The organism is Corynebacterium sp. ACRPH (genome assembly GCF_022347285.1).
Classification (GTDB): domain Bacteria; phylum Actinomycetota; class Actinomycetes; order Mycobacteriales; family Mycobacteriaceae; genus Corynebacterium.
The window spans coordinates 107,926-125,698 of sequence record NZ_JAKRND010000006.1; the positions used below are offsets into that span (position 1 = coordinate 107,926).

Annotated in this window: 14 protein-coding genes and 1 riboswitch; of the genes, 1 reads left to right on the top strand and 13 read right to left on the bottom strand. The window is 63.2% G+C overall.

What is annotated here, in order from left to right:
* Window positions 1-8: 8 nt before the first annotated feature.
* From MHX66_RS04770 to MHX66_RS04820, 11 genes are all read right to left on the bottom strand, one after another.
* Window positions 9-1,589, bottom strand: coding sequence for a Rib/alpha-like domain-containing protein (locus MHX66_RS04770; RefSeq protein ID WP_239200711.1), 1,581 nt, complete (start codon window positions 1,587-1,589; stop codon window positions 9-11).
* Between the two features lie 836 nt (window positions 1,590-2,425).
* Window positions 2,426-3,664, bottom strand: a complete 1,239-nt coding sequence (locus tag MHX66_RS04775) for an aromatic acid exporter family protein (protein ID WP_239200712.1) — start codon at window positions 3,662-3,664, stop codon at window positions 2,426-2,428.
* Between the two features lie 10 nt (window positions 3,665-3,674).
* Window positions 3,675-4,619 carry an endonuclease/exonuclease/phosphatase family protein gene (locus tag MHX66_RS04780; RefSeq protein ID WP_239200714.1) on the bottom strand — a complete coding sequence of 315 codons (945 nt, stop codon included), beginning with the start codon at window positions 4,617-4,619 and terminating at the stop codon, window positions 3,675-3,677.
* A 17-nt stretch (window positions 4,620-4,636) separates the two neighbouring features.
* Entirely contained in the window at window positions 4,637-5,188 is a 552-nt protein-coding gene (locus MHX66_RS04785; RefSeq protein WP_239200716.1) for a DUF3151 domain-containing protein, read from the bottom strand.
* A gap of 14 nt (window positions 5,189-5,202) precedes the next feature.
* A complete protein-coding gene (gene fbaA, locus MHX66_RS04790; RefSeq protein ID WP_239200718.1) occupies window positions 5,203-6,237 on the bottom strand; it encodes a class II fructose-bisphosphate aldolase in 1,035 nt (344 codons plus the stop codon).
* A gap of 165 nt (window positions 6,238-6,402) precedes the next feature.
* Window positions 6,403-7,752 (bottom strand): glycoside hydrolase family 76 protein, encoded by a 1,350-nt coding sequence (locus tag MHX66_RS04795; RefSeq protein ID WP_239200720.1) that lies wholly within the window; start codon window positions 7,750-7,752, stop codon window positions 6,403-6,405.
* A 314-nt stretch (window positions 7,753-8,066) separates the two neighbouring features.
* Window positions 8,067-8,750, bottom strand: a complete 684-nt coding sequence (locus MHX66_RS04800; RefSeq protein WP_035009072.1) for an RNA methyltransferase — start codon at window positions 8,748-8,750, stop codon at window positions 8,067-8,069.
* 9 nt (window positions 8,751-8,759) lie between these two features.
* A complete protein-coding gene (gene pyrE / locus MHX66_RS04805) occupies window positions 8,760-9,326 on the bottom strand; it encodes an orotate phosphoribosyltransferase (RefSeq protein WP_239200722.1) in 567 nt (188 codons plus the stop codon).
* A 17-nt stretch (window positions 9,327-9,343) separates the two neighbouring features.
* Window positions 9,344-11,077, bottom strand: a complete 1,734-nt coding sequence (locus MHX66_RS04810) for a hypothetical protein (RefSeq protein ID WP_239200724.1) — start codon at window positions 11,075-11,077, stop codon at window positions 9,344-9,346.
* 23 nt (window positions 11,078-11,100) lie between these two features.
* A complete protein-coding gene (gcvH, locus tag MHX66_RS04815; protein ID WP_239200726.1) occupies window positions 11,101-11,484 on the bottom strand; it encodes a glycine cleavage system protein GcvH in 384 nt (127 codons plus the stop codon).
* Between the two features lie 176 nt (window positions 11,485-11,660).
* The gene (locus MHX66_RS04820; RefSeq protein ID WP_239200728.1) at window positions 11,661-12,572 is read right to left on the bottom strand and encodes a hypothetical protein; all 912 of its coding nucleotides are present in this window, start codon (window positions 12,570-12,572) and stop codon (window positions 11,661-11,663) included.
* Between the two features lie 241 nt (window positions 12,573-12,813).
* Here MHX66_RS04820 and MHX66_RS04825 point away from each other — a divergent pair, with 241 nt between their 5' ends.
* On the top strand, window positions 12,814-13,224 hold the full coding sequence (locus MHX66_RS04825; protein ID WP_239200730.1) for a helix-turn-helix domain-containing protein: 411 nt from the start codon (window positions 12,814-12,816) through the stop codon (window positions 13,222-13,224).
* A 122-nt stretch (window positions 13,225-13,346) separates the two neighbouring features.
* On the opposite strand, the gene gcvT is transcribed toward MHX66_RS04825, so the two are convergent.
* A complete protein-coding gene (gcvT, locus tag MHX66_RS04830) occupies window positions 13,347-14,516 on the bottom strand; it encodes a glycine cleavage system aminomethyltransferase GcvT (RefSeq protein WP_239200732.1) in 1,170 nt (389 codons plus the stop codon).
* 48 nt (window positions 14,517-14,564) lie between these two features.
* Window positions 14,565-17,516: an aminomethyl-transferring glycine dehydrogenase gene (gcvP, locus tag MHX66_RS04835; protein ID WP_239200734.1), complete on the bottom strand. Its 2,952-nt coding sequence runs from the start codon at window positions 17,514-17,516 to the stop codon at window positions 14,565-14,567.
* Between the two features lie 49 nt (window positions 17,517-17,565).
* Window positions 17,566-17,675, bottom strand: a riboswitch (glycine riboswitch).
* Between the last annotated feature and the right edge of the window lie 98 nt (window positions 17,676-17,773).

Consider the following 17,773-nt stretch of genomic DNA (forward strand, 5'->3'; position numbering starts at 1 on the left):
TCGCGGGCTCAGTTGTACATTCCGAACAGTCCTGCGCCGATAGCAATCGTTCCGAACAGGGCGGCGAGGAACGTACCGAATGGGCTGGAACCGGTGATGCTGCTGGAGCCACTCGAGCCACTCGAACCGTTGCTAGAGCCGCTCAGAGATCCGAACAATCCGCTGCCGGAACCGGTGCTGCCGGTGTTGTCATTCTGCTTGTCTTGCTTCTTGATGGTCACCTTCAGCGTCGTGGTAGTGGTCGATCCATCCGGGTAGGTGATGACGACCGGGACATCGTAGTCGCCCGGATCGACATCCTTAGCCGGCTTCAGAGTGACGGTGCCATCCTCGTTGACGGTGGCCCACTCCGGGGCGCCTTCACCAAGCGCGAACTCCGCATCGTCAGCCACATCAGCCGGCGGAGCGACGGTGGTTTCGCTACCCTGCTTCACGTCGGCATCAGGGTAGGTCGGATTGTACTTCTCGTTGGCAGGCTTCACGGAGACGGTGACGTTCACGGTCGTGTCGTCAGCCGAGTTATCCGGGTAGGTGACCTTCACCGGAGCGGTGTACTCCTTGGCCTCAACCTCCTCGCCCGGCTTGGCGGTTACGGTGCCGTCCGGGTTGACGGTGATCCACGACGGTACACCTTCGCCAGCTTCGAAGGTCGCGCCCTCAGCCACATCAGTCGGAGCCGGAGCGGTCACTTCGTCGCCCTGTTTCACCGTCACGTCCGAATAGGTCGGATCGTGGATTTCGTTGATGGCGCGCTCAGTGACCGTAACCTTCAACTCAGCCTTATCCGTAGTTCCATCGGGGTAGGTGACGGTAACCGGGACCGTGTAATCCTTCGCATCAACCTCGCCGCCCGGGTTCAGCTGGACAACGCCCTTCTCATCAATGGATGCCCAATCCGGAGCCCCCTCAGCCAAGGCAAACTTGGTGCCGTCCGGCAAGCCTTCGATGGCAGGAGTCTTTGCGGTGCGGTTGGCCTGCACGGTGATGCTGCCAAACTCCGGGGAGTATATCTGGTTGTCCGGCTTCTTGGTGACGGTCACCTTGGCTGTTGCTTCGTCGGTGGACTTATCTGGGTAGGTCACGACGACCGGAACGGTGTAATCCTTGGGCTCGGTCTCCCGGGTGGGCTTTGCCTCGATGGAGCCGTCCTCCTTAACGGTGACCCACTCCGGCGCGCCCTCGCCAGCGGCGACCTTCGTCCCCTCCGGCAGCCCCTCCGGGACAGCAATGGTGGCGGTACCTTCTTGCTCGACAGTGGTCTCGCCGAATTGCGGATCGTGCTGCTCCGCGAGGGACTTCTCCTTCTCCTTTACCGTCACGTTTACAACGGCGTTGTCAGCAGAAGAGTCCGGGTAGGTGACGACGACTGGAACCTCGTAGTCTCCGGATTCCACATCCAGCCCAGGCTTAACGGTGACGGTGCCATTCTCAGCGACAGTTGCCCACTCCGGAGCTTTACCCTTCTTGGCGTAGGTGGTGCCCGCCGGAGCCTGCGCAGCATTCTTCGCGGTAGCGGTATCCGTCTGCTTAACCTCGATGTCTTTGTATTCAGGCTCGAGAACGTCTGCGTACGGCCTAACCTCGGTCACGCCTAGTTGCTTGTACTCCTCCGTTAGGCAGGTAGCACGAATACCGATCCCGTGTTTCCTAATGAAACCTTGTACTTCCCCGGCAACCCCCTCTGCGAAAAACATGTTGTTGGCATTAATTCGCTCAGAAGCATCACGCTTTTGGTACACCTGAGGAGATTGAATTTCGACCTTGCCCGAACCGTTTGACTTCATCTTCAGCTTAAGGGGCTCGAAGTCAAGGAAGAGGGTGTTTCCATCCCTTCGTGGCTTCATCATGTTCTTAACCGTCAGAACGCCCTTATTCAGGGTCACATTCGAAGGGGGATCGACCAGCTCAACATTCCCGGTCACCGCGAAACGAACTGTATTTGCCTTATCAAGGCGGGGTTCTCCTTGAGCTTTGTGCAGTAGCTCATGAGTTACTGACAAGGAATCCATCTCAATTACAGCTTCGAAAACCTCTCCAGAGGCAACTTGCCCAGGCATTGACGCTTTCAGATTGATGTCAAAATCTCTGTCCTCAATGAAGCCAGTTCCAACGATCGGAATCGTATTATTTGGCCCTCCCAAACCAAACAACGTGCACTTCACCGACAGGTTGGTGCTCTGCGTCTTGTTAGCCGTGGCCGCCTGAGCCGTTACTGGGGAGAACGGGGAGTTAGGGACAGCCGTGGCGGTCAGGACCAGACTGGCGGCAGCCGCAACAGCAGTCATGGTGCGGCGGGAGCGGAGAAACATCATAAGAGATACCTCAAAGTAGAGCGAGACGACGTTAAGTCGTTGCGGGGAACAATCCCCCAACTTCTTTAAGAATCTACTATCGGCTCTCTTAGAGTTCCACTCGTAGCCCCCGCCTATTCCTCCAGGTCGTCCCACACCTCCGGCGGCTGCCATGGCCTATCCACCGTCGGCCGCAGAAACGCCATAGCCGACTCACGCGAATAGCCGCAGACCTGCAGGGCGTCAACAATAATCGAGCGGCACTGCGCCAACACCACCGTGCCCGACAAGCCCGTACCATCCGCGATGGCCAGGTCCGCCTCCGCGGCGAGTTTTTGCAGGGCGCGGACGATCTCCGGGATCTCCACCGCCTCATCACGGGTACCGCGCGTACCACCCTCGGCGAACAATGCGCCCAGCTGTCCCAGCTCATTAGAGATCCCGCGCATCAACTCGGTCATTTCCTCCGGCGGCTCGATCTCATCCAGCATCATGATCTCCGCCCGCCGCGCCAGCACGCGCGTATTGCGCATCACGTTATCCACAGGCACCAGGATGCGGTTCATCGACTTCGCATGCCGCCGGGCCGTCCAATAAATCGGCGAGACAGCCACGACCTCTGACCCGCCGCCCACGTTCGTCAGCAGGGCATTCACGTAGGTCTGAGTGCCGCGGGCGATCTCCAGGGCCTTGGTGATTTTCGCCGCGTCGCGCTCCTCCATCCCCTGCGCCACATCGTCCAGCACCAGCGAAGCCTTCGAGATCAGCGTGGAGACCTCCCGCCTAGCCGGGCGCAGCGGGGAGTTCGGCACCAGCGCCAGCACCAAAATGCCGATCACACCACCGATCAGCGCGTCGATCATACGGTCCCACGAACCAGAAGACCCCGGCGGCAGGATCGTCGCCACCAGCACCGCGGAACTGGCGGCCTGGAAAGCCACCGATACCGACTTATCCACGAACGTCGCCACCAGGATGGCGAACAGCACCACTACGGAGACCTGCCAATAACCGCTACCGATGTTGCTGATCACCAGGTCGCCGATGCCCACGCCCACAGAAGCGCCCAGCACCAGCTCGAAGCCACGCCGCAAGCGCTTTCCGGCGCTCACACCAAGGCTCAGCACCGCCGCGATGGGCGCAAAGAAGGCCTGCTTGTGATCGAAAATCTGTTCCGCGATGAGCAGCGCCAGCCCCGCACCGATGGCGCACTGGATGGCGAAGACGACCCCCTCCCGCACACGGATCGCACCCTGCACCGGCGCGATGCGGCGCAGGTTTCGGGCTGCGGCGCGCACTCCGGGGCGCAGGCGGTTGGCCGGCTCGCCCCACATTTCTTTAGCGGTCCGGGGCCGCGGTTGTGGTTCTGCCATGCCCGCCAGTTTAGGTGGTTACGTCCGCCCACACCGCCAGATGGTCAGTCCCTAGAATCCGCTTCGTGCCACCACCCAGGCACTCGCCAGTGGTCATGATGTGGTCCAGCCGAATCACCGGGAACACCGCCGGCCACGTTGGAGTATGCGCCAGGTGCCCTGTGCAGTCGCTGAGCTCGAAGTCGCGGTAGCGCGGGTGGCTGCGTGTTGCGTTGAAGTCCCCGGCCAGCACCAGGTGGCGCCGGGAGTTCGCCCACTCGCTGAGGTTCGCCAGGTCGCGCTCCCACGCCGGGCGGTCGTCCTTCGCCGGCGCCACTGCATGCACGCCCACGAACTCGCGGTTGCCGCCCAGCGGCGCATTCACGCGCGGGGTCTGGAAGCGAGTGAGCCCACGGACCATGTTGCCGTGCGCCCCTGTTTTTTCTTTAAATGACGCCGACACGAGCGCCACAACATTATCCGCCCGATCGTTGCCAGGCCGCGGCGGGGTCATAGGAAGATAGCCGGTCTTGTCCGCCACGCTGGCGACTTCCTCCGCATTAGTCTCCAGGAGGAAAACCACGTCCGGTTTGAGCTCGTCGATCACACGCGCAATCCGCTTATCGTCGGCCTTGCCCCAGTAGGTGTTCAGGGAAAATACGCGGGTGGGGTTGGTGGCGTCCGAAAAATTGGGCGCCGGTATACGCGGGACGATCAAGACCGCCAGCAGGGCCAGCACCGCGCACAGGGCGGCGCGACGCACCGAGTGGAGGATGCCGATGCCCGCTGCGGCGAGCACACCGGCAACCCACGCGCTGGCCTGCATTTCGGCCACGAAAGGCCAGCCGGCGGTGGGGTTTGCGGGCCAGAGGATACTGGACATCCAGAAGATCGCCACGACCAGGGTGGCGATACAAAGGTTTCGGTTCACCCCGTGGTGCGGCGCCGGCAGAGAGAAAGAACGGCGTTGGTTCATTTCCGTTCAGGCACGGGTTAGCCCTCGACGGGCGGGGTGGCGCCGGGTTCGGTGATTGGCTTGGGCTCGGCCTTCTTGCCGGAGCCGTCCAGTCCCAGGGCTGGGGCTGCCGCCGGGTCGCAGTCGTGTAGCAGGTTCAGGCAGCGCACGACCTCATCGTCCTCGCCGAGGGCGCGGGCGGTCTGCACCAGCGCGCCGATGGCGCGCAGCACACCCTGGTTCGGCTCGTGGTTCCACGGGACCGGGCCGGTGCCGCGCCAACCATTGCCACGCAGGGCATCCAAGCCGCGGTGGTAGCCGGTGCGGGCGCAAGCGTAGGCCTGCACGGGCTGACCTTCGGCCAGCAGCACCTCGGCCAGGGCGGCCCATGCGCCGGAATCCTTCAGGTTCTCCGATACCGCGGCCTCCAGCGACTCGCGCGACTGCGCGGCACCGGCACCGGCACCGGCCGCACCCGCACCACCGGCAGCACCCTCCGCTGGAATGGAGCTTGCCAGCTCCTGCGGCAGGCGCACCTCCGGGTGCTCCGCGCCGAAGAGGTCTCGACTGTGACGAATCTGTTCTGTCATCGTGCTAACGGAACCTACTTAGCAACGGAAGTGCCAGCGGAGTGCAGGTCGTTGCAGGCCTCCACCACGCGGACGGACATGGCCTCCTCAGCCTGCTTCAGGTAGGAGCGCGGGTCATAAACCTTCTTGTTGCCGACCTCGCCGTCGATCTTCAGCACACCGTCGAAGTTGGTGAACATGTGGCGGGCAACCGGGTTGGTGAAGGCGTACTGGGTGTCCGTATCCACGTTCATCTTGATCACGCCGTAACGCAGGGCCTCCTCGATCTTCTCCTTCTCGGAGCCGGAGCCACCGTGGAAGACGAAGTCGAACGGGTTGGAGCCCTCAGAAAGTCCCAGCTTCTTCTCTGCAACCTTTTGCCCCATGTCCAGAACCTCCGGGCGCAGCTTCACGTTGCCCGGCTTGTATACGCCGTGGACGTTGCCGAAGGTAGCGGCCAGCAGGTAGCGGCCGTGCTCGCCGGTGCCCAGAGCATCGACGGTCTTAGCGAAGTCCTCTTCGGTGGTGTACAGGTTAGCGCCGGCCTTGGCCTCCACGCCGTCTTCCTCGCCACCGACAACACCGATCTCCACCTCGAGGATGATGTTGGCCTTCTGCGCGTCAGCCAGCAGCCCCTTGGCGATCTCCAGGTTCTCGTCGATCGGGATAGCGGAGCCGTCCCACATGTGGGACTGGAACAGCGGGTTCTCGCCAGCCTCCACGCGCTTGCGAGAGATCTCCATCAGCGGGCGGACGTACTCGTCCAGAACTTCCTTCTGGCAGTGGTCAGTGTGCAGAGCAACGTTCACGCCATAGTGCTTAGCAGCCTGGTGAGCAAACGCAGCCAGGGCCTCCGCACCTGCAACCATGTTCTTCACGGCCAGACCGGAACCGAACTGGGCACCACCGGTGGAGAACTGGATGATGCCGTCGGACTCCGCATCCGCAAAGCCCTTCAGAGCAGCATTGATGGTCTCGGAAGAGGTGCAGTTAATCGCGGGGTATGCGAAGCCGTTCTCCTTCGCATTGTCCAGCATGTCGCGGTAGACGTCGGGGGTTGCAATAGGCATTTCGATGCTCCTTCAATTCCTCGGAATAGGGCAGGTAAGTCTCCGCCCACAATTATGCCCACAAATTCAACGCCGTGCAGTCACTCCGGCGAGCACTCCCCCTTATGCCCACGCACCCTCGTTGCACGCTGCCCGTCTCTTGCTACTCGCCCCACCACTCGAGCGTCACTGCGCTGCGATGGTACGCGCCGCCGCCTCCATCAGCATCCACCCGGAAAGCTGCACGGACAGATCCCGCTCCGCAATATCGGAACTCGCCACCGCCCCCGCAATCGTCGCGCCAACCAAACCACCGGCCTGCGGCATCGTCGCATCCTTCGACCAGTCGGCAGAGAACACCGGCAGCCCATCAACCTCCAGCCGGAAACGCCACACCTGTTCGGCTGTCGCCAACACAATCCGCCGGGCTATGGCCACGGCCTCCGTGCCGTGCCGACCTGGCGTCGGCAAGCACTCAACAACAAGAGAAAGATAACGCGCAAGAATGCCATTAAACAGTCCGCCGTCACCACCCGCAGTGCGAGCATTGAGCGCACCATCGCGGTCGGCAAGATGCACCTCGATCGCGCGGAGCAGGCCATGGATGCGGGTTATTTCTTTGACGCCCACATCTGAAACCGTGCGATCCTCCACCCCAGCCGCACGCCTGCGCGCGAGGGCGAGCTCCACGCATGCGCCGAGCATCACGCCCTGACAATACGGATGCACCGCCGTGACGGGCTCCGGGCCGGCCATCCGCATGTGGATACCGTCCATGACCAGGCCGTCTTCGTTAATGAGGTTGTCGAAGGTCCAGTTGATCAGGCGCTCCGCCGTCTCTATATCGCCATTGCGGGCGGCCAGGATGGCGGCGGGGCCGTTGGTGGGGACGTTGTAGAAAGTCTCCTGCGTGCGCCACGGCAGCACACCTGTGAGGCTATCCACGCCCTCGAAAATGTTCTCCACCAGGGGTTCCAGCTCGCGGGGCGTGCCAAGTTTTGCCTGGATCTTCGGGGTGTTCGCCACCCGCTGCAGGGCCAGGGCCAGCCACGCTTTGTCGTCGTAGTAGTGGTTGGCGGTCAGGGGGCGAAGGTTGCGGATGCGCATGGCGCGGAGGTGGCGGCGGATGGCAAAAATCCGGGAGTGGGTGGGGCGGCGGATGGCGGCATCGATGAGGTTGTCGATGTAATGAGCTTGCCACCAGTAGTGCCAGCGGACGAACATCCGGTCGCGAGTGGTCGGCGGCCAGGCGATAACCCCCAGCGTGGTGCGCGGGATGCCCCAGAGGCGGCTGGCGTGGCGCTCGTGAACCGCCTGATAGGAGAGGTCCGCGCGGTGATCCCAGCGCTCGATGAGCTCCTGGTTGGGGTTGGGGGCTTCTGCTGGCGAGGCTTCGGCGACCTCAGCTTGCCCGGCCCGTCCGGCAGACTCAGCCCGCTCAGCCGCCCCCTCCGCAAATTCCTGCGGCGCCACAGAAATGTCTCCTACCTGCGACGACTTGCTACCCTGCTTCTTTTTGCCGGGAAGATTAAACACTCTGCACACCTCACTCGGTTGTAGCGCTCTGCAGAACAGTCTAGCCCTCCCCCGGAATCCCGCCGCCCAGCAGTCAAATGTCGCAAAACTTGCAATTTGTTAATGCAGATAATTTCCACTTATGTAAACTTGCAGTTCAGAGCGTTTTTGCAACTCGGAGCCCAGTCCCCGATTTCACGAATTACCACTTTTCCGACACTTACGGGAAACACAGCCCGCAGAGCAGCAAAACCGAGCCCCACCTGCCAGGCCCATGACATCCCCACCCTCCAGGCCTGGGGACACCTCAACTACCAGGCCTGGGGCATCCCCAACTACCAGGCCTGGGACAGGTCCGCATGCTGGCGGATCCACGCATGCATCGCAATCCCCGCCGCCACACCAGCGTTAATGGACCGAGTCGAACCAAACTGAGCAATAGAGACCGTCATCCGCGCAGCATCCTGCGCCTCCTGGGTCACACCCGGCCCTTCCTGGCCAAACAGCAGCAGGCACCGCTCCGGCAGCTCCGCGGTTTCCAGAGGCACGCACCCCGGGGTGTTATCCACCGCCACCACAACTAGCCCTTCCCGGGCGGCGAATTCCAGCACCTCCCCCACCGTCGCATGGTGCTGTAAGTGCTGGTAACGGTCGGTGACCATCGCCCCGCGTCGGTTCCAGCGCCGCCGCCCAACAATGTGCACGGTATCCACCGCGAAGGCATTCGCAGTGCGCACGACGGTGCCAATGTTCGAGTCGTTTTCGAAGTTCTCAATGGCAATGTGCAGCGCATGCCGACGGGTATCAATATCCGCTATGATCGCGGACTGCTTCCAGTACCGGTAAGCATCCACCACGTTGCGCGTATCCCCGGCATCCAGCAGCTCGGGGTCGAAGCGCGGATCCGTCGGGCGGGGCTGGTCGGGGTGTTCTTCTTCCCAGCTGCGCACCCCTCGGGGGTGCTCCAGCCACTCCGTCGGTCCGGGTTTATCGTGTGATTCGGGGGAGGTGGGCGTCATCAAAAATACCTAGGAAAGCCCCAGGTCGGACAGGCCCAGCAGCGAGCGGTACTCGACTCCCTCGGCCTCAATAACATCCTTAGCGCCAGTCGCGCGATCCACGACGGTGGCCACGCCAACGACGGTTGCACCAGCCTCGCGAGCGGCAGCGACAGCAGTCAGCGGGGAGTTGCCCGTGGTGGTCGTGTCCTCGACGATAAGCACCCGCTTGCCCTCAATGTCCGGGCCTTCGATGCGGCGCTGCATGCCGTGCTTCTTGGCTTCCTTGCGCACGACGAAGGCGTCGATGGTGCGCCCGGCAGCCTCGCCAGCGCCAGCCGACTCCGCGTGCATGATCGCCGTCGCCACCGGGTCCGCGCCCAGGGTCAGTCCGCCGACGTGCGCGTAGTCCCAGTCGGAGGTCAGCTCGCGCAGCAGCTCGCCAATCAGCGGAGATGCCTCGTGGTGCAGGGTCGCGCGGCGCAGGTCGACGTAGTAGTCGGCCTCCTTGCCGGAGGACAGGGTCACGCGCCCGTGCACCACTGCCAGCTCCTTGACGAGCTCGGCGAGGCGCTGCTTCTTGGCTTCATCGATCATTGCGGTTGCTCCTTTTGTTATTGCTGGTCGTCTTCGACGACCTCGCCGTCGACGGTTTCGTACTCGATCGGTTCGATGGGTTCAGGGCGGCCGTGGCGTGCCTCTGGCGCGCGATGACGCCCACCGCTCCGCCGACGCTGCGTCACAGGAGACAGGCGCACTGCAGTGGACTTGGTCTCCTCAAACTCCTCGAAAATAGTGGCCTCTTCCGCCTCGACGCGGATGACCTGCGCATATTGCGAGTTGTGCGAGCTCATGTGCTCGGGATCCTCGCCCAGGCGCGGGATGCCTCCGTCGCGGCGACGTCGCCGTCCCGCGTGGAGGTCGTCATCCTCCGCGGGGTCGTCGTAGTCCCCCACGGCGAAGCTTTCGAAGCTATCCGGGTCTCCGCCTTCCCAGCGTGTGTGCGTGCGAGAGGGGAAGGTCACCGGCTCGGCGGGGCGGGTGATGTCGGGCCGCTCCAGGTTCGGCACTTCCGCGTGCGCGGCGGCTTCTTCGGTGCGGACAGTGTTGTCTTGCGCGGGGTTGAACTCTGCGGCGGCTGAGGCTGTGCCGTCGCTACCTTCGGCATTAGTATCGGCAGCGTCATCGGGCACGGCCCGCAGGTGTGCTGCGCGGCGGGAGCAGGCCTCGGCGGCTTGTTCCTCGATCTCCTCCTGGTTCACCGGGTCGGCGGTGTACACCTGCAGCGGACCGCCCGGCAGGGGACGCAACTGGTCGGCAGACAGCATCTCCAACGGCGCGCTGGTCTGCGCCGGGGGCAGCACCATCGCTGCATCCACCAGGGAGCGCAGCCGCGGCAGAATCTTCTGCCACACGTGGAAGTCGAGCTTGCGGGAGATCCGCACGACCGTCCAGTTCTGTCCCCACGCAACGTCGCGCGCGACCTGCGAAAGCGCAGCCAGGGAGTCCTCCACGCGAGCGTCCAGCATGCGGTCCAGCGCGCGGACGTCGGTGGTGTACGCGGCGAACGGAGGCTGGTCCAGCAAGTCGGTGCGGCGCATGCCAGCGGGCTGGGCAGCATCGACGGAATACAGTACTTGAACTGGTGATTCTTCCACTCGGCGCATGGCCATCAGAGTGGATGATCCCACGTCTCCGATGTGCACCTGGTGCCCGTCGACGAAGCCGCTGACAACCTCGCGCAGCGTCGGCACCCCGCGCCGCTGATCCCCCAGGACGGTGATGGGCCAGTCGCGCGCGACTTCGCTGTCTTCCTTCGTGTACTCGAAGCCGTTGTCGGCCGCCCATTGGCGACGCCGCCTGCGGGGAAAACCGAAAGCCGCCATTGCTGACGCGGGCCCGGACGCAGGCGCAGCCGCAGGCGTGGGGGTAACGGCGCTTTCCTCCCCCTCTGCAGGCTCATCGTCGGGCCAATCCTCCGATGGTTCCTCTGCCCAATCCTCTGCGGGGCTTTCACCTAGTCCATCGCCTGCACTATCGGCCTGGTACTCGTCCGCGTCATCCTCGTAGTCGGAGTCTTCGCCGGACTCATAATCATCCCCGGACCACGAGTCGAACTGCGGGCCATCCCATCCTGCGGACCATTCTTCGTCGTCCGCCTCGGACCACTCGCCGTCCTCCTCCGATTCAGACCACTCGTAGTCCTCATCCGAGGACCAGTCCGCGGCTCCGTCAGCGTTCCCCCCGCCATACTCGTCGGTTCCGTTGGCCGCGTCGCGATCTTTTGCGCGCAGCAGTAACCACACGGCAAGGCCCAACAGGGCCAAGCCGAGGATTAACGCGAGCATGGAACCGACCATAGGGTCTTGTATTACTCGTTAGCCGCCAGGTAAGCCTCAGCGTCCATCAGCTCGCCAGCTTCGGTCACCTTGACCTCGTACAGCCAGCCCTCGCCGTAGGGGTCCTCGTTGACCAGCCCAGCGTTGTCCTCCAGCTCCTCGTTCACGGCCACGATCTCGCCGGAGACCGGTGCGTAGATGTCGGAAACGGACTTGGTGGACTCAACCTCGCCGAAAGCCTCGCCGGCCTCGACCTCGGAGCCAACCTCCGGCAGCTCGACGAACACGATGTCGCCCAGTGCCTCAGCAGCGATGTGGGTAATACCCACGCGCACGGTCTCTCCCTCCACCACGGCGGAGGTGTTAACCCACTCGTGCTCCTCGGAGTACAGGAAATCGGTTGGCAGTGCGGACATGTGTGTTGGCTCCTTAGCGTAGTTAGCTTCGCAGGTGGGCACTCGGTTGAATCCGCTGGTCAGAGGCCAGCTGCGACGGCCGAGCGCCTAGTCAGAAAACTTTGACTCACCTGGGTACCTTACACGAATGACGCGAGCTCTAAGCCACCCTAGTTTTTGCACCCGTGCCCCAGTAGTTACCTCCACACGAGCACCTGGCGGCCACGGATACCTGGAGTTGCCAGTCGCTCCCATGCCCGTAGGTATTCCAGTTCAGCGTCGTAGGTACGATCCACGCGTGGAATCAATGCCCCGTCGTTAACGAGGTCCACCAGATGCGCGAGCGCATCGGGGTCGGAGTGGACGTGGACGGATCGCGAAGTGATTGCGCGCGGTGCATCCACCGGGAAAGCAGGTAGCACGCCGACGTAGTTGCCGTTATCCGCAATAACCGGCAGGACCACATCGGGGATAGTGGCAGCATCGAGCACCGCACCTACCTGAAAGCCACTACTTATGAGGTGCTCGAGAGAAGTGACAAGGTGCGCACCGCGCTTTTCCACGAACTGACGGTCTTCTTCCCTAGCTAGGCCGTAAACGCGACCCCACTTTCCCGAGGCCTTAGCCAGCTCGAGAGCGTAACCTCCAACGGCGCCCGCTGCACCGGTGATGAGGAGATCCCGGCTTGCTGGCTCATCCAGCAATTCCAAAAACTGCAAAGCCGTGAGGCCATTGAGTGGGATCGTTGCTGCGTCGACGAAAGAAATGTTGTCGGGCATCAGGGCTAGCTGGTCCGCGTTGACGTTGATGTACTGGGAATGCGCAGCCAGCGGGCTACCAATATTGGGAGTTAAGCCGATGACTTTGGAACCCGGGAGAATCGAAGAGGGTGTGGACTCGGCAACTACTCCGGAAAATTCCCAGCCCAATCCGAAATCACCCTGAAGACCAAATGCCGCCCTGCCGTCTGCAGATGGGGACAACGCATCGACAGGATTGACGGTGGAGGCGAAAACCTGAACGAGTATCTCGTTCTGTGCAGGGCGTGGAATATCACGGTCGACCAGCTGTGGTTCAGGGGTGCTTGGGACAGAGATGATTGCCTTCATGGGGAATTTCCTTTCTATAGCGGGGTGTACACACGCCACGTGCGCACACGAATCGGCACACGCCATCTCGAAAAACGAAACCGACCTATACAGTCGAATTTCTTCGCGGCGGACAAACTCACCATATGATTGCTACTCTCTTTTGGTAAGTACTTACTTCAAAGTCGGGTCCGCACCCGCTAGTAGGTTTCCTGTTCACGCCACTCAAATGGCCTGAAGACAATCTCCGGAGGATCCCCCAATGGCCACCCAGAGTGCTTCTCAGCGCCGAAAAAACCGCAAAATTGAATACAACATATTCATGAAAGACTGCCCCAGCCGCAAACTTTTGGACAAGATCGGTAGTAAATGGGTAACTCTCGTGCTCACCACCTTGAGCGGTCGCACTTTGCGGTATTCCCAGATCAGGGAAGAGATCGCGGGAATCAGCGAGAAGATGCTAACGCAAACTCTGCGCAACCTCGAACGCGATGGACTTGCTCTGCGAGAAGTCACCGCCTCCATTCCCCCACGGGTGGATTACCGCCTCACTCCCCTTGGTGAGTCATTGGTAACCCCTATCATGGCCTTGCGTTCCTGGGCCGAAAAGAACATGGGCGCTATCGAAGCCGCCCAGCAACGCTACGACGCTGAAGAGGCCGGCACCGTCTAAAGAAGTCGGGTTGAGAAAGCCCACCGTCCTCCACGCTGTTACACGATCCGCAACGGTCACCTGAAGCTGCCGGTGCTAGCTGCTTCAGATGTGCGAACCACTATTGCTCGAGACGCTGGCTGTTACTTCTCGCGGGAGTAAAAGGGCAGCGCTACGACCTTGTATTCGAAGCGCTTGCCGCGGATGTCTACCTCCACGGTCGCACCTTCGGCGGCCGCGCCGGAGGACACTGCGGACTTCGCAACGTACGCCAGCGCCACCGGGTGGCCCAGCGTCGGCGACAACGCACCGGAGGTCACGGCACCGATGGCCTTCTCGCCCTCTCCTGCGAACACCTCGTATCCCCCACGGGCAGCGCGGCGGCCTTCGCCCGCCAGCCCGATAAGCACCTGCTGGGTCCCCTTTTCCTTGGCGGAGACGATGGCGTCACGACCAACGAAAGAGTCCTTCGACTTCGTCGCCGCAAGAATGCCCAGACCAGCGTCTACCGGGGTGAGCTTCAGCGACAGCTCGTTGCCGTACAGCGGCATGCCGGCCTCCAGGCGCAGAGTGTCGCGGCAGGCCAGGCCACACGGCAGGCCACCCAACTGCGCAGCCTGGTCCATAGCCTTGGTCCACACGGTCTCCGCGCCGTCGTTAGCCACGATCAGCTCGAAACCATCCTCACCGGTGTAGCCGGTGCGGGCCACCAGCACGGGCTGTCCTGCGGCAACGCCCTGGAATGCGGCGTAGTAGCCCAGGCCCTCGATGGCCTCGGCAACGGTCTCGCCCGCGCCGGATGCCTCGGGGGCGTCCACCACGTTCTCCACGATCTCCAGCATCGCCTCTGCGGCCTTCGGGCCCTGCACGGCGATCATTGAGGTCTCGTCAGACTCGTTGTTAACCTCCACGTCAAAGCCCTCGGTGCGGCCCTGCAGTGCGGAAACCACGTTGTCCACGTTGCCCGCGTTCGGCACGATCAGGAACTCGTTCTCGCCCAGGCGGTAGGTGATCAGGTCGTCGATGATGCCGCCGGATTCGGTGCAGATCATCGAGTACTTCGCCTTGCCGACCTTCACTGCCGACAGCTTGGAAATCAGCGCGTGGTCCAGGAACTCCGCCGCCTGCGGGCCGGTCACGCGAACCTCACCCATGTGGGAGAGGTCGAATACGCCCACGGCATTGCGTACAGCGTGGTGCTCGTCCAGCTCACTGCTGTACTTCAGAGGCATGTCCCAGCCGCCGAAGTCGGTAAATCGCGCGCCCAACTTCTCGTGCACCAGGTGCAGCGCGGTCTTCTTAAGTTCGGTCATGTCTTGTTCTCCTTCTTCTCTTTGTGACGCCCTTAGCCCCAGCGGACCCTAGTCCTCGTTAATTGCGAAGTCTTCCAGGGGCGGGCAGGTGCACACGAGATTGCGGTCGCCATAGGCGTTGTCGATACGACGCACGGGGGTGAAGTACTTGGTGTGTCGCAGGCTGGCCACCGGGTATGCGGCCTTGGCGCGACTGAAGTGACCACCAGATACGGCTTCCTCGAAGTCGTCCCGCACAACAGAATAGGCGGTGAACGGCGCGTGGCGCAGAACGGACTGCTCGGCGGTGACCTTGCCGTCAATCACTTCCTGGATCTCCCCGTGGATGGTGATCATCGCTTCGATGAAGCGGTCCAGCTCTGCCTTGTCCTCCGACTCGGTGGGCTCCATCATCAGGGTGCCGGCGACCGGGAAGGCCAGGGTCGGGGCGTGGAAGCCGAAGTCCATCAGTCGCTTGGAGACATCCTCGGCGGTGATGCCGGAGGCCTTCGTGAGTTCACGCAGGTCCAGGATGCACTCGTGGGCGACCAGGCCGGTGTCGCCCTTGTACAGCGTCGGGTAGTAGTCCTCCAGCTTGCGGGAAACGTAGTTGGCGTTCACCAGGGCCATGCGGGAGGCCTCAGTCAGCCCCTCGTCACCCATCTGGGCGATGTAGGACCAGGTGATCGGCAGCACGCCAGCGGAGCCGTACTGCGCGCCGGAGACCGGCTGGCCGGTCTGCAGTGCAGCATCGCCATCGATAACGTCGGCGTTCGGGTCAGTGGGCAGGAACGGGATCAGGTGCTCTGCCACGCACACCGGGCCAACGCCCGGGCCGCCACCGCCGTGCGGGATGGTGAAGGTCTTGTGCAGGTTCAGGTGAGACACGTCGCCGCCGAACTCGCCCGGCTGGGCCAGGCCGACCAGGGCGTTCAGGTTAGCGCCGTCGACGTACACCTGGCCGCCGGCATCGTGAACCTTCTGGCAGACGTCGCGCACCTGCTCCTCGAACACACCGTGGGTGGAGGGGTAGGTCAGCATGATGGCGGCGGTCTGCTCGCCGTACTTCTCCAGCTTGGCCTCCAAGTCCGGCACGTCAATGGAGCCGTCCTCGGCGTTCTTCACAGCCACGACCTTCAGGCCCGCCAGAGCCGCAGAGGCCGCGTTGGTGCCGTGCGCGGAGGCCGGGATCAGAACGATGTCGCGCTGATCATCGCCGCGGGACTGGTGGTAGCGGTGGATCGCCAACAGGCCGGCAAACTCACCCTGGGAGCCCGCGTTCGGCTGGACGGAAACCTTGGCATAGCCGGTGATCTTCGCCAGGCGCTCCTCCAGGTCCTCGATGAGCTCCAGCCAGCCCTGCGCCTGCTCGGCCGGGACGTGCGGGTGGATGCCAGCGAAGCCAGGCCAGGTGATCGGTTCCATGGAGGAAGCCGCGTTCAGCTTCATGGTGCAGGAACCCAGCGGGATCATCGTGCGATCCAGCGCCAGGTCGCGGTCGGCCAGCTTGCGCATGTAGCGCATCATCTGGGTCTCGGAAGTGATGGCGGTGAAGATCGGGTGGGTCAGGATCTCCTCATCAGCGGCGCGCAGCACGCCGGCCTCGCCCAGCGGGCCGGCGGTGACGTCGAAGCCCGCGGAGTTGACCTCACCGGCGCGGGAGCCCAGCACCTCGATCAGCTTGGCGATGTCCTCATCCGTGGTGGACTCGCCGACAGAGATTCCGACGAAGGAATCGTTAACCTGGCGCAGGTTGTAGTCTGCCTCGGCTGCTGCGCGCAGAGCCGTGGGGGCGTCACCAAGAGAAGAACCAGACACGTCAACGGTGACGGTGTCGAAGAAGGTATCGTGCGCCAGCGTCAGGCCAGCCTCGGACAGGGCAACGGCCAGCGCGGTCGCGCGGGCGTGCACGCCCTCGGCGATAGCGCGCAGACCAGCCGGGCCGTGCCAGACCGCGTAGAAACCGGCGACGACGGCCAGCAGAGCCTGGGCGGTACAGATGTTACTGGTGGCCTTGTCGCGGCGAATGTGCTGCTCACGGGTCTGCAGGGCCAGGCGGTAGGCCGGGGTGCCCTCGGCATCCACGGACACGCCCACGATGCGGCCCGGCAGCTTACGCTGCAGAGCCTCGGTGCAGGAGATGAAGCCTGCGTGCGGGCCGCCGAAGAACAGCGGCACGCCGAAGCGCTGGGCGGAGCCGACGGCGATGTCCGCGCCCTGGGAGCCCGGGGAGGTAACCAGAACCTGAGCCAGCAGGTCACAAGCGACCGTCACCAGGGCGCCGGTCTCCTTCGCCGCGGAGATCAGGCCGGACAGGTCGCGCACGCGGCCGGTAGAGCCGGGGTTGGAAAGCACCACGCCGACGAGGTTCTCGCGACCCTCGAACGCCGCGGCAGCATCTTCGCCGTCCAGGTCCACAACCTCCACCGGAATGCCCGCAGCCTCGGCGCGCGCCAGGGTCACGGTGATGGACTGCTGGTGCAGGGAGGAATCCAACAGCACCACGCCGCCCTTCTTGGCGGCCTTCGCGTTGCCGCGAGCCATCAGCTGCACGGCCTCGGCCACAGCGGTGGCCTCGTCCAGCAGCGAAGCGCCAGCCACCGGCAGGCCGGTCAGATCCTGCACCATCGTCTGGAAGTTCAGCAGGGCTTCGAGGCGACCCTGGGAGATCTCCGGCTGGTAGGGGGTGTAGGCGGTGTACCAGCCCGGGTTTTCCACCACGTTGCGGCGGATCACGGCCGGGGTGATCGTGTCGAAGTAACCATTGCCGATCAGCTGCTGCTTCTGCACGTTCTTGTCAGCGTAAGCACGCAGGGCGGCCAGGGTATCCGTCTCGTCCAGCGCCTCCGGCAGGCCGATCGGGCCAGCCTGGCGGATGGACTTCGGAAGGGCATCGTCGGCCAGCGCGACGGAAGATTCATAGCCCAGGTAATCGAGGATCTCCTGGGTATCGGCCTGGTTCGGGCCGATGTGGCGCTGAACGAAGGGGGCTGAGTTACGGCGAGTAGCTGCAGAAGACATGGCTTTATAGGGACTTTCCGGTCGTAAGTGCACGGTCGTTAAAAGGAGCCCTCCCCACTCTGTCGCTTGTGCCTGAGAGCTTCACCCGGTCTACCCGGCTTTTCTCCTTCGGCGCCCGCGTGCACACGACTGCGCGCAGGTCTTTCCAGAGTTGCCTCACTGTGACGGTACTTGGGGCCTGAGAGTGTCCCGGGGAGGAATTGCTCCGTCGGCGGCCGGCGCGTGACGAGCGCCGAGCCTCTCCCACCACAGCTAAA